9 protein-coding genes are annotated in these 13,352 nt (G+C 66.2%); 2 read left to right on the top strand and 7 right to left on the bottom strand.

Going from position 1 to position 13,352, the window contains the following annotated elements:
* Positions 1–11: 11 nt before the first annotated feature.
* The 6 genes from fabV to queA all read right to left on the bottom strand — a co-directional run bounded on the left by fabV (position 12) and on the right by queA (position 7,772).
* A complete protein-coding gene (gene fabV / locus ACUDTM_RS01150) occupies positions 12–1,271 on the bottom strand; it encodes an enoyl-ACP reductase FabV (protein ID WP_072168292.1) in 1,260 nt (419 codons plus the stop codon).
* Positions 1,272–2,046: 775 nt separating this feature from the next.
* A complete protein-coding gene (secF, locus tag ACUDTM_RS01145; protein ID WP_049413603.1) occupies positions 2,047–3,027 on the bottom strand; it encodes a protein translocase subunit SecF in 981 nt (326 codons plus the stop codon).
* Positions 3,028–3,043: 16 nt separating this feature from the next.
* Positions 3,044–4,900 (bottom strand): protein translocase subunit SecD, encoded by a 1,857-nt coding sequence (secD, locus tag ACUDTM_RS01140; protein ID WP_445391063.1) that lies wholly within the window; start codon positions 4,898–4,900, stop codon positions 3,044–3,046.
* 61 nt (positions 4,901–4,961) lie between these two features.
* Positions 4,962–5,306, bottom strand: a complete 345-nt coding sequence (gene yajC / locus ACUDTM_RS01135; RefSeq protein ID WP_005416201.1) for a preprotein translocase subunit YajC — start codon at positions 5,304–5,306, stop codon at positions 4,962–4,964.
* 138 nt (positions 5,307–5,444) lie between these two features.
* Positions 5,445–6,575, bottom strand: coding sequence for a tRNA guanosine(34) transglycosylase Tgt (tgt, locus tag ACUDTM_RS01130; RefSeq protein WP_014646826.1), 1,131 nt, complete (start codon positions 6,573–6,575; stop codon positions 5,445–5,447).
* 129 nt (positions 6,576–6,704) lie between these two features.
* Entirely contained in the window at positions 6,705–7,772 is a 1,068-nt protein-coding gene (gene queA / locus ACUDTM_RS01125) for a tRNA preQ1(34) S-adenosylmethionine ribosyltransferase-isomerase QueA (protein ID WP_072168295.1), read from the bottom strand.
* A gap of 210 nt (positions 7,773–7,982) precedes the next feature.
* Here queA and ACUDTM_RS01120 point away from each other — a divergent pair, with 210 nt between their 5' ends.
* Both ACUDTM_RS01120 and ACUDTM_RS01115 read left to right on the top strand, forming a co-directional pair.
* On the top strand, positions 7,983–9,479 hold the full coding sequence (locus ACUDTM_RS01120) for an aminotransferase class III-fold pyridoxal phosphate-dependent enzyme (RefSeq protein ID WP_445391062.1): 1,497 nt from the start codon (positions 7,983–7,985) through the stop codon (positions 9,477–9,479).
* Between the two features lie 251 nt (positions 9,480–9,730).
* Positions 9,731–10,324, top strand: coding sequence for an LOG family protein (locus tag ACUDTM_RS01115; protein WP_005416197.1), 594 nt, complete (start codon positions 9,731–9,733; stop codon positions 10,322–10,324).
* Between the two features lie 19 nt (positions 10,325–10,343).
* Here the strand turns inward: ACUDTM_RS01115 and ACUDTM_RS01110 are convergent, their stop codons facing one another.
* Positions 10,344–13,184, bottom strand: coding sequence for a bifunctional diguanylate cyclase/phosphodiesterase (locus tag ACUDTM_RS01110; RefSeq protein ID WP_088497659.1), 2,841 nt, complete (start codon positions 13,182–13,184; stop codon positions 10,344–10,346).
* Between the last annotated feature and the right edge of the window lie 168 nt (positions 13,185–13,352).

Below are 13,352 nucleotides of genomic sequence, written 5' to 3'. Positions count from 1 at the left end.
CTTCTGCTTGATCAGGTCATGTCGACGAGATTTTCGATCTTCACGTCCGGATTGACGTCGGCCTCGTAGTCGACGCCCTCCACGCCAAAACCGAACAGGCGCAGGAAGTCGGCCTTGTAACCGGCCAGGTCGCTGATTTCGTACAGGTTCTCGTTGGTCACCTGCGGCCACAGCGCGACCACCTTGCCCTGCACGTCTGCGGCCATTTCCTTGTAGTCCGCACGCAGGCGGCCTTCCTCATCGACCAGCGCGACGGTGTGGCCGCCGCCATCGACCAGATCATGGCGCAGGCGATCAACCGCCGTGCCATCAGCCTTGCCGCCGTAAAGGATGTCGTACAGCACGTCGAGCTGCTCGATGCAGCCTTCGTGAGTGCCCTTTTCCTTCATCACCTTGAACAGCAGCGACAGGTACAGCGGCATGGTCGGAATGGCCGAGCTGGCCTGGGTCACCACGGCCTTCAGCACCGACACGCGCGCGTCGCCGCCGATTTTCGCCAGCTTTTCGCGCAGGCCCAGCACCTTGGTGTCCAGGTCCTTCTTGGCCGCGCCGATCGAGCCATTCCAGTAGATCGCCTGGGTGATCTCTTCGCCCACGTAGGTGAAGGCCGTGGTGGTACAACCATTGGCCAGCACGCCGGCATCGGCCAGTGCATCGATCCACATCTGCCAGTCCTCGCCGCCCATCACCGCGACGGTGCCGGCGATTTCTTCCGGGGTGGCCGGCTGCAGGGTGGTTTCGGTGATCACTTCCTTGTCGGTATCCAGCCCGCGCAGGGTGATCGGCTCGCCGATCGGCTTCAGCGTGGAGCTGATGATCTCGCCGGTCTTCGGGTGCTTGCGGCGCGGCGCGGCCAGGCTGTAGACAACCTGGTCGACCTGGCCCAGATCGGCCTTGATCATTTCGATGGTCTTCGCCTTCACTTCATCGGAGAAGGCATCGCCATTGATGCTCTTGGCATACAGGCCGGCTTCGTCGGCGTACTTGTGGAACGCGGCCGAGTTGTACCAGCCCGCGGTACCCGGCTTGGTCTCGCTGCCCGGTCGTTCGAAGAAGATACCGAGGGTGGCAGCGCCACTGCCGAAGGCAGCGGTGATGCGTGCGGCCAGGCCGTAGCCGGTGGAGGCGCCGATCACCAGCACACGCTTGGGACCGTTCTGGATCGGCGGGCGCGCACGGATGTAGTCGATCTGCTGCTTGACCGCGGCCTCGCAGCCGGTCGGGTGGGTGGTGACGCAGATGAAGCCGCGGACGCGCGGTTTGATGACCATGGATACCTCGGGTTGGCAGATGCGGCGCACGGGGCGCTCAGCAGGAGTACGGGCGCGCACGCGCGCGAACCGCAGGATCGTAGTGCGCGGGGGAAGATTGCACAACCGACGCTGGCGTAGGGTGGTGTTTCTTTTGCAGGGTTGCACCCTGCACCCGCAGAGGCCTGAGCAACGGCCAGAGCCAGAGCAACGTCAAAAGCTGGGTTCCTGGGGGTGGGCGGGGTGGGTCCGGTTGAGGGGGACGCTGCAAGTCCCCCTCCGAGGCCCGGCCCAGCCGCTGGCGGCTGTGCGTTCGGGCGCTTGCGAAGCAGTGCTTCGCAACCAAAGCGCCCTCACCCATGTAAGCTCGGTCGCCGCATCCATGCGGCTCACGCCCCCTCAACCGGACCCGCCCCGCCTTCGACAGACTTCCGCGATCTGTTGGAACGGCGTGCGGCCCTGGTAGGTGTCGACCTTGGTCGACACGGTTGAATTCATTCGATATCTGACAGATGTGTCGGCCAAGGTCGACACCTACCAACAGCCGCCGGAATCTGTCAGAGGTGGGGCGGTGTCGGAGTGCGGGGTGTCAGCCGCATGGATGCGGCTGCCAAGCCTACACGGACGTACTTGCGGCGTCCCCGCACTCCGACACCGTCCCGCCCACCCACGGAATACACGCTGTTGCTGTTGCCGGCCAGCGGCCGGCACTACCGCGGGTGCAGGGCTGCAAGCCCTGCAAACAAAAAACCCCGCTTGCGCGGGGTTCTCTGTGTGTTGCGTGCAGCGCGAACGCTTACGGGCGACGGGCCAGGGCCTCGACGTCCTTCGCCTTCGGCAGCAGGTCCTGCTTGCTCACGCGCAGCACACCAATCGTCAGCATCGGCACCGCCACCAGGATCGAGGACAGCACCACGATCACCGCGCCGATCATGTGCGTCTCGGCCAGCCCTTCCATCGAGCTGCCACCGTACAGGTACAGGGCAAGCGCCGACAGGAAGAACATCACGGCAGTGATCACCGTACGCGACAGCGTCTGGTTGATCGAACGGTTCAGCACTTCCATCGAGTCCACGCGCAGGCTGCGGAAGTTCTCACGGACGCGGTCGAAGACCACGATGATGTCGTTGATCGCAAAGCCCATCACCGACAGCAGGCCGGCCAGCACGGTCAGGTCGAACTCACGGCCCAGCAGGGACACGTAAGCGACCGTCACGATCAGGTCGAACATCGCCACGATGCTCGCGGTGACCGCGAACTTCCACTCGAAGCGAACCGCGATGTAGATCAGGAAGCCGGCCAGCATGAAGATGGTGGCATACAGGCCATTCATCGCCAGGTCCTTGCCGATCTGCGGGCCCACGAACTCGTTGCGGAGCACGGTGGCCTGATTGTCGGCAGTAGACAACGCCTTCACCACGGCAGCGGCCGTGGCCTTGTCCTCGTGGGCGGCATCGCCGGTACCCGGAGCATGCTCGCCGTGCGGGGCCAGGCGGATCAGCAGGTCGGTGTTGCCGCCGACGCTCTGCACCTGGGCGCCTTCGAAGCCACTCTGCTCGAGCTTGGTGCGGACCTGCTCAACATCCACCGCCTTGTCGAAGCGGGCTTCGATCAGGGTGCCGCCGGTGAAGTCCAGTGCGTAGTTGAAGCCTTTGATGCCGATGATGGCGACCGAGGCCAGGAACACCACGATGGTGACTGCCATGGCGACATGGCGCCAGCGCATGAAGTCGATCTTGGTGTCGTTCGGGAGGATGTGCAGCGGAAACAGTTTCATTGTGCGTGTCGTCCCGTCAGATGGCCACGTTCTGGAGCTTCTTGCGGCCGCCGTAGATCAGCGTCGCCAGCGCGCGCGATACGGTGATCGCGGTGAACATGGAGGCGAAAATACCGATGATCATGGTCAGTGCGAAGCCCTTCAGGGGACCGGTACCGAATGCGAACAGCGCCACGCCGACGATCAGGCCGGTCAGGTTGGCGTCAAGAATGGTGCCCGAAGCACGCTCGTAACCGGTCACGATCGCCGTCTTGCCCGGCACGCCGGCTCGCAGCTCTTCACGGATACGCTCGTTGATCAGCACGTTGGCGTCCACCGACAGGCCGACCGACAACGCCAGGCCGGCAAAGCCCGGCAGGGTCATGGTGGCACCGAACAGCGACATCACCGCCACTACGATCAGCAGGTTGAACAGCATCGCTGCCGAGGTGATCACACCGAACATGCGGTAGTACACGCTGAAGAACACCAGGGTGAACAGGAACGCGAACACCACCGCGCGCATGCCGTTCTTGACGTTCTCGGCGCCGAGGCTCGGGCCGACCACGCGCTCCTCGACGAAGTCCATCGGCGCAGCCAGCGAACCCGACTTCAGCAGCTTGGCCAGGTCTTCGGCTTCCTTCTTCTGCAGGCCGGTGGTCTGGAAGTTCTTGCCGAACACGCCGTTGATGTTGGCCACCGAGATCACTTCCTCGTTGACCTTGAAGCCACGCACTTCCTGGCCGTCGACGACGGTTACGGTTGGCACGCGCTCGGTGTAGACCACCGCCATCGGCTTGTTCACGTTGGCGCTGGTGAAGTCGAACATGCGCTGGCCACCGACGTTGTTCAGCGTCACGCTGACGGCCGGCGAGCCGCTGTTCGAATCGGTCACCGCCTGCGCACCGACCATCTGGTCGCCGGTGACGATCACGCGCTTGTTCAGCAGGATCGGGCCGCGGCCGTCACGCTGCTGGTAGACCTTCGCTTCCGGCGGAATGCGGCCGGAGTTGATGGCGTCCTGCGCATTGCCTTCAACCACCGCACGGTACTCCAGGGTGGCGGTGGCACCGATCATGCGCTTGGCTTCGGCGGTGTCCTGCACGCCCGGCAGCTGCACGACCACACGGTCGGCACCCTGGCGCTGGATGATCGGCTCGGCCACGCCGAGCTGGTTCACGCGGTTGCGCAGGGTGTTGATGTTCTGCTCGATGGCGCCGTTGGCGATCTGCGTGATCTCGGTCTCCGGCACGGTGACCGTGATGCGGTTGCCGCTGACGTCATAGCCGAGGGTCGGCTGCGCCTTGACCAGCGCGGCGCGGGCGCGCTGCGCGGCGTCATCGCCGGCGGATGGGCTCAGGTTGGCCACGATGCTGTTATCGGCGCGGCGTTCCACCGACTGGTAGGCGATGCGCGCGTCACGCAGGGTGCTGCGCACGTCTTCGGTATAGGCATCCAGGCGCTTGTCGAGGGCAGCCTTCTGGTCGACCTGCAGCACGAAATGCACGCCGCCCTGCAGGTCCAGGCCCAGCACCATCGGGCGACCGCCGAGGTTGGCCAGCCAGTCGGGCACGGTCGAAGCCAGGTTCAGCGCCACGGTGTACTTCTCGCCGACGGTGTCACGCAGGACGTCGCTGGCAGCGGACTGCGACTTCAGGTCCGACAGGCGGACGATCAGGCTTTCCCCTTCCTTTTCGGCACCGATGGTGGCGATGCCGGCCTTTTTCAGGTCGGCCAGCACACGGTCGCGCAGTGCATCGTCGATCTGCCCGCCACGGTTGGCGGTGATCTGGATGGCCGGGTCCTTCTGGTAGATGTTGGGCAGCGCATACAGCGCGCTGAGCGCCAGTACGATCAGGATGACGACGTACTTCCAGCGTGGAAATTCGAGCATTGCTTGGGTCCCGCGCGGCGCCATCCCCGGCGCCGCGGTTGTGCTTCGGAAAGGGAGTGGCTTACTTGGCCGAATCCAGGGTGCCGGTCGGCAGCACGCTGCCGACAGCGCCCTTCTGCACGCGGATGCGCACGTTGTCGGCCACTTCGACGGTGATGAAGTGGTCGCCAATGTCGGTGACCTTGCCGGCGATGCCGCCGTTGGTCAGCACTTCATCGCCGCGCTTGATCTTCTCCAGCATGGCCTTGTGCTCCTTCTGCCGCTTCATCTGCGGGCGGATCATCAGGAAGTACATGATGGCGATCAGGATGATCGGGAACAGCAGCGTGGTCAGGCCCATGCCCTGCGGTTGGCCGCCGGCGGCCTGGGCGTGGGCGGCGGGAATCAGGAAAGCAAGCAGGTTCATCGTTGGTCCTTTGGTTGGGCGGCGCTCCCGTCCCTTGAGGGGGCGGGGGTGTCGACCGCGGATCTGGGTCAGCCTTGAAGTATGCCACGGCCCCGGGCGTTCGTCCTTGGGCCGTTCGGCAGGGGGGGGGCGTCGGGGTTACAGCGGCGGGGCCACCGCTCCGCGTGCCGCGTAGAAGGACTCGCGGAAGGCCAGGAAGGTTCCCGCCTCGATCGCGGCACGGATGTCGGCCATGAGCTTTTCGTAATAGAACAGGTTGTGCAGGGTGCCCAGCATCGGCGCCAGCATCTCGTTGCAGCGGTCCAGGTGGCGCAGGTAGGACCGGGTGTAACCGCCGGTGCAGGCCACGCAGCCGCAGCCCGGCTCGATCGGGTCCATGTCCCGCGCGTACTGGGAATTGCGGATGCGAACGGTGCCGAACGAGGTGAAATAGTGGCCGTTGCGCGCATTACGGGTCGGCATCACGCAGTCGAACATGTCCACGCCGCGCGCCACGCCCTCGACCAGGTCCTCCGGCCGGCCCACGCCCATCAGGTAACGCGGCCGGTCGCCCGGCAGCTCCGGATCCAGGTGGTCGAGCATGGCATTGCGCTCGTGCTCCGGCTCGCCCACGGCCAGGCCGCCGATGGCGTAGCCGTCGAAGCCGATCGCCTGCAGGGCGTCGGCCGAGCGGCTGCGCAGGTCGGTGTGCACGCCCCCCTGGACGATGCCGAACAAGGCCGCGTCGTTGCCCAGCTCGTCATGCGCGTTGCGGCTGCGCTGGGCCCAGCGCAGGCTCAGCTCCATGGAACGGCGGGCAACGTCTTCGGTGGCGGGGTACGGGGTGCACTCGTCAAAGATCATCACGATGTCCGAATCGAGCACCTTCTGGATCTTCATGCTCTCCTCGGGACCGAGGAACACGCGGGCGCCGTCGGTGGGCGAGGCAAAGGTCACGCCCTGCTCGGTGATCTTGCGTCGATGGGCCAGCGAGAACACCTGGAAACCACCGGAGTCGGTCAGGATCGGGCCATCCCAGCGGCAGAAGCCGTGCAGCCCGCCGTGGTCGGCGATGATGTCCAGGCCCGGGCGCAGGTACAGGTGGAAGGTGTTGCCGAGGATGATCTCGGCGCCCAGCGCCCGCACCTGGTCCGGCAGGATGCCCTTGACCGAGCCATAGGTCCCCACCGGCATGAAGGCCGGCGTTTCCACCGTGCCACGCGGGAAGGTCAGGCGGCCACGGCGGGCACGGCCGTCGCGGGTCTGGAGCTGGAACTGCAGTCGGGACATGGAGCGGTCATTCGGGCAAATAGTTGTCTATTGTCTCCCAAGAAGGCGTACGCACCAAGGTGCGCACCCACGCACCCATAAGTACCCCGGCTTCCCAGGCGCTCTGCCCTCCCAAGGTGCCCTGCCTGCTCAGCCCGCCTGCGGGAACAGCAGCATCGCGTCGCCGTAGCTGAAGAAGCGGTAGCGCTGCTCGATCGCGTGCCGGTAGGCCTCGAACACGCGGTCCTTGCCTGCAAACGCCGAGATCATCATCAGCAGCGTGCTTTCGGGCAGGTGGAAATTGGTCACCATCGCGTCGACGCTGCGTATGCGGTAGCCCGGGGTGATGAAGATCTGGGTCTCGCCGGCGAACGGCAGCAGTTCGCCATCGCGCATCGCGCTTTCCAGCGCGCGCACCACGGTGGTGCCGACGCCGATCACCCGGCCACCGGCCGCGCGCGTGCGCCGCACCTGCTGCACCAGCTCGGCGCCGACGTTCAGCCACTCGCGGTGCATCACGTGGTCCTTCAGGTCATCGGCGCGCACCGGCTGGAAGGTGCCCGCGCCCACGTGCAGGGTGACGTGGCCGAACTCCACGCCCTTGTCCTTCAGCGCCGCCAGCAGCGGTTCGTCGAAATGCAGGCCGGCGGTCGGTGCCGCCACCGCGCCCACTTCGCGCGCGAACACGGTCTGGTAGCGCTCGCGGTCGTCCACGCCCGGTTCGCGCTGGATGTAGGGCGGCAACGGCAGGCGGCCGGCATGCAGCAGCCACTGCTCCAGCGACTCCGGCACATGGAACTGCAGCACGTAGAACTCGCCATCGCGGCCCAGCACCTCGGCTTCGCCACCGGCATCCAGCGCGATGCGGCTGCCGGCCTTCGGCGACTTGCTGGCGCCGACCTGCGCACGCGCCTGCTGAGCGCCGAGCAGGCGCTCGATCAGGATCTCCACGCGGCCGCCGCTGGCCTTCTGCCCGAACAGGCGCGCCGGAATCACCCGGGTGTCGTTGAACACCAGCAGGTCGCCCGGCTGCAGCAGCGACGGCAGGTCGCGCACCTGCAGGTCGGTGAAGGCACCGGGCGCCGGCGGTACCACCAGGAGGCGGCTGGCGGAACGTTCGGCCAAGGGAGCCTGCGCGATCAGTTCAGCCGGCAGGTCGTAATGGAAATCGGACTTCTTCAAGGCGGTGGGCGGCAACAGGTCGACAATGGCGCGCATTGTACGTCCAGCGTCTGCGAGCCGGCGCACTTCGCGGCGAACGTCGCGCAAAATGCTGCTATGCAGCAGGTTTCTGCGGGGTTATCGCGCAAAAAAACAAGTGCTAGCATCGAACCGGAAGTCCGCTGCACGAGCCTGCCCCAAGCGCGCGTGATGACGCGCGTTTTGCTTTTGATGGCCCGTGCGACCCATTGTTTCAGGAGATCTGCAATGAGCTTCATCGAACGCCTCGCCCCCCTGCGCAACCAGCCCGGCACCCGCCTCACCACCGGCCTGGACGATGCCACCCTGACCGCCCTGTCCGCCAACCACCCGCAGCTGATCGCCGCAGTGGACGCCGCCGCCGAGGAATTCGCGCGCGTGCAGGCCGACCTGGGGCCGCTGCTGGCGCAGGACGAACAGGCACAGATCGACGCGATGCAGGACGGATTCGTCAATTTCTATGCCGATGACGCGGTGACCCCCTACGTGGCGCTGGCCGCGCGCGGCCCATGGGTGGTCACCCTGAAGGGCGCCGTGCTGTACGACGCCGGCGGCTACGGCATGCTCGGCTTCGGGCACACCCCGGACGCCGTGCTGGAAGCCATGGCGCGCCCACAGGTGATGGCCAACATCATGACCCCCAGCCTGTCGCAGCAGCGCTTCATCACCGCCCTGCGCGCCGAGATCGGCCACCGCCGTGGCGGCTGCCCGTTCGCCCGTTTCATGTGCCTGAATTCCGGCTCCGAAGCCGTCGGCCTGGCCGCGCGCATCGCCGACGTCAACGCCAAGCTGCAGACCGATCCGGGTGCACGTCACGCCGGCGCTGCGATCAAGCGCGTGGTGGTCAAGGGCAGCTTCCATGGCCGTACCGACCGCCCTGCCCTCTATTCGGATTCCAGCCGCAAGAGCTACATGCAGCACCTGGCCAGCTACCGGGGCGAGGACTCGGTGATCACCGTGGCGCCGTACGATGAGGCCGGCCTGCGCAAGGTGTTCGAGGATGCCGCGCGCAACCAGTGGTTCATCGAAGCGGTGTTCCTCGAACCGGTGATGGGCGAAGGTGACCCGGGCCGTTCGGTGCCGCCGTCGTTCTATGCCGTTGCCCGTGAGCTGACGCGTGCACACGGCAGCCTGCTGCTGCTGGACTCGATCCAGGCCGGCCTGCGTGCGCATGGCGTGCTGTCGGTGGTCGACTACCCGGGCTTCGAAGGGCTTGACCCGCCGGACATGGAGACCTACTCCAAGGCGCTCAACGCCGCGCAGTACCCGCTGTCGGTGCTGGCGGTGACCGAGCACGCCGCGCAGCTGTACCGCAAGGGCATCTACGGCAACACCATGACCAGCAATCCGCGTGCGCTGGACGTGGCCTGCACCACCCTGGCCCAGCTGACCCCACAGGTACGCGCCAACATCGCCGAACGTGGTGCCGAGGCCGTGCGCAAGCTGGAACAGCTGAAGAACGAGCTGGGCGGGCTGATCACCAAGGTGCAGGGCACCGGGCTGCTGTTCTCCTGCGAGCTGGCCCCGCAGTTCAAGTGCTACGGCGCCAACTCCACCGAGGAATGGCTGCGCCAGCACGGCATCAACGTGATCCATGGCGGCGAAAACTCGCTGCGCTTCACCCCGCACTTCGGCATGGACAGCGAGGAGCTGGACCTGCTGGTGGGCATGGTCGGCCGCGCCCTGCGTGAAGGCCCGCGCCGCGAGCAGGCTGCGGCGGCGTAAGCCGCCGCTTGCGTAGAGCCAAAGGCAGCGGCAGGAGCCGCTGCCAACGTCGCTGGCGACGGCCCGAAGGGTGCCGGCCAGGACGACCGGCATAGCCCTTGCTCGGCTGGCCTTTGCCGCGATCTGAACGAAGAGCAGCCGAGCATGGCTCGGCTCTACAGAAGGGCTCATAATCCAAGGGCACCCCGTCTCTGACCGCCATGCGGTCGGTGACGGGGCGTTTTCGTTTCCGGTCAAGAGACAGAAGATCCATGAAATCGATCTGTGTGTACTGTGGTTCCAACGCTGGCAGCAAGCCGGCCTACACCGAACGCGCCATTGCCCTGGGTGATCGCATCGCCCGCGATGGCCTGCGCCTGGTGTATGGCGGCGGCAACGTTGGCCTGATGGGCACCGTGGCCAACGCCGTGCTCGCCGCTGGCGGCGAGGTGACCGGCGTGATCCCGCGCCAGCTGGCCGACTGGGAAGTGGCCCACCGCGGCCTGACCGAACTGGAGATCGTCGGCTCGATGCATGAGCGCAAGTCGCGCATGTTCGACCTCGCCGATGGCTTCGTTGCCCTGCCCGGTGGCTTCGGCACCATGGAAGAGATCTTCGAGATGCTGACCTGGCGCCAGCTGGGCATCGGCAACAAGCCGTGCGCGTTCCTCGATGTGGAAGGTTTCTACGCGCCGCTGATCGGCATGATCGACCGCATGGTGGAAGAGCGTTTCCTGCATCCGGACCAGCGCCAGGACCTCTGGTACGGCTCGGACATCGAGGAAATGCTGGTGTGGATGCAGAACTACCAGCCGGCGCAGGCCTCGAAGTGGATCGACGAGAAACGTCGCTCGGCTCTGCGCTGAAGTGAACCGTCGCGGTGGCTCACGCCAGCGTCCGCGCCCACGGTGCGGGACGGCCCAGCAGGTAGCCCTGGCCATAGTCGCAACCGAGTTCGCGCAGTGTCTGCCGCTGCGCCTCGGTCTCGATGCCTTCGCCAATGGTTTCGATGCCCAGAGTGCGGGCCAGTGACAGCACGCCTTCGACCAGCGCGCGCGTGCTCTGCACTTCCGGCCCGTGCAGGCCGGCGATGAAACTCTGGTCGATCTTCAATGTACTGATCGGGAATCGGTGCAGGTAGGACAGCGCAGAGAAGCCGGTACCAAAGTCGTCCAGCTGCACCTGGATGCCACGCTCGCGCAGGCCCTGCAGGATGCGCAGCGTGTGCGGCGCATCGTCCAGCAGCGCGACCTCGGTAATCTCCAGCCGCAGCCGGCGCGGATCGGCGCCACACGCGTCGAGCAGGCCGAACAGGCGGTCGCTGAACTCGGCCGAGCGGAAATGGCGCGGCGAAACGTTCACCGAGACATAGCTCTGCCCACCTTCGGCCAGGCGCGCGATGACCTGCTCGTAGATCAGCCAGTCGACCTGTTCGATCAGGCCACTTTCTTCTCCCAGCTCCAGGAACGCGCCGGGCAACAGCAGGCCACGACGCTCGTGCTGCCAGCGGAGCAATGCCTCATGTCCCACCACTTCGCCATCGGACAGGCGCACGATCGGCTGGAAGAACGGAACGAAATCACGGTTGTTGATCGCGCGGCGCAGATCGGCTTCCAGGTCGAGGCTGCGCATGGCCTGTTCACGCATGTCCTCGTCGAAGATCGCGCAGCGGTCATGGCCCTGTGCCTTGGCCCGGTACATCGCCGCATCCGCATCACGCAGCAGTTCCTCGCCGGTACGGTAGCGCGGATTCCACAACGCGATACCCAGGCTGCCGGACGGGAACAGCTCGCGGCCGGCGATCCATATCGATTCCTGCAATGCCAGCAACAAGCGCTGGCCGAAATCCAGCGCCTGTGCCAGGCCCTGCGGGCATTGCAGCAGCACCGCGAATTCATCACCGCCCAGCCGTGCCACCACGTCATCGGCGCCGGCCATCGATACGATGCGCTTGGCGACCTCCACCAGCATGCGGTCACCCGCGGCGTGGCCGATGCTGTCGTTGACCAGCTTGAAGCGATCCAGGTCGAGGAACAGCACGGCGAACACCGGCCCACCCTCGCGCTTGGCCAGCGCCAGCGCATCCTGCAGGCGATCGAGCAGGTGCAGCCGGTTGGGCAGGCCGGTCAGCGCATCGTGCATGGCCTGATGGGTCAGGCGTTGCTCGGCCCGCAGGCGCTCGCCGATCTGGCCGAGCAACTTCTCGTTGACCTCGGCCAGCTCACGCGTGCGTTCATCCACGCGCTTTTCAAGTTCGGCATGCGCCAAACGCAGCCGTTGCTGGTCGCGCTGGCGCGCCAACCCGGTTCCGATGTTCTGCGCAACGAACGTCAGCAGCCGCTGATCGTGCACGCTGAACGTACTGTTCTCGCTGTAACTCTGCACCACGATCGCACCGACCACCTCGTCATCGCGCAGCAGCGGCACGCCCAGCCAGCAATGCGAGCGCGCGCCGGATTCACGCACCTCGCCACTGGCCAGCAGCGCATCGATCTGGGCGCGTGAGGCCAGTAGGGGCCGCCGGTTGCGCACCACGTATTCGGTCAGGCCGCGACTGAACGGACGAGGTGCACGGCTGGCATTGTGCTCGTCCACCGAATAGACGAAGTCCAGGCCGTTGCCGCTTCCGTTCACCAGCGCGATATAGAAGTTGCGCGCATCGAGCAGGCGCCCGACCACGCCATGCACCTGCCCGTAGAACTGGGCCAGGCTGTCGGCCGACATCGCCATTTCGGCAATGTTGTACAGCGCGGTCTGCAGTTGCTCGGCGCGCCGGCGCTCCGCCACTTCATCCTGCAGGCTGCGGTTGGCACGCTGCAGTTCCAGCGTGCGCCGCTCCACCTGTTGCTCCAGCCGGACCTGCGCCTGGCGCCGATCCATCGCAGTCTGCACGTGCTGCGCGACAAAGCCCAGCAACGCCCGCTCGGCCTCGCCATAACGGGCCGCCAGCTCATAGCTCTGCACCACGATTGCGCCGCATACCCGGCCATCGCGCAGCATCGGCACACCCAGCCAGTCCAGGCTCTCGGGGCCACGCTGCGGGTCGTGCTCCTGCTCGACCACGCGTGCCAGAAGTTCGCGCGAGGGTCCGCTGAGCGGCTTGCCGTGGCGCAGCAGCGCGACGGTCAGGCTGCGCGGCATCTCGGCGGCGTCATGGCTCTGCGACGGGTCGGCGACGAAATCGTCGACCTGGTCGGCGAAGTACAGGAAGCGGATCTGGTCACGCACATCATCGTATTCAACGATGTAGCAGTTCTCCGCATACATCAGCGTGCCGAGCACGCCGTGCACGTGACGCAGCATCTCCGACATCTCCAGATCGGCGCCGGCCAGATCGGCGATCTGGAACAGCGCCTGCTGCAACCGTTCAGCCTCTTCCAGCGCCTTGATCTGCCCGGCCTGGCGGCCACGCTGCAGTGCCAGTTCCATGGCCTGACGGGCCAGCCCCCACCACGCCGCGGAAGGCACGGCGCCTTCCACCGACAGCTGCAGGCGTGCACCGTCATGTTCCCAGCCATGGCAGCCGTCGCCGATGCCCGGCGCAGTGAACGCGCCTGCCGCCCCATCGGCCGGCCACCCGTCCTGACCCCGCCCGAGCTGCGGGTCGTCCCAGCCGACGCGGACCACAGCCGTTTCCGGCAAAAGCGCATGCAACGCGCGCACCAGCGCCGTGCTCAGCACGGCCTCGTGTGGTGGCTCTTCCGCCGGTTCAGCATGCGTGGACAAATGACAATCTCTTGGCGCCGTCTATGCGTCGCCTCCCCTGAGCCGACGAGCATAGCGCGCCACCCGGGGGGCAATGGAAGCCCGTAAACCCCGAATCGTGCGCCCGTACGTTTTTCCTGCTGTCCGCAGCCCCTTCCGAGCCATGACCCTCGCCCTGCCCGCCCCTGC

The organism is Stenotrophomonas maltophilia group sp. vghtpe118, from assembly GCF_052605195.1.
Note: the sequence above shows the minus strand (reverse complement) of the source record. Positions and strands in the feature narration are given on the sequence as shown.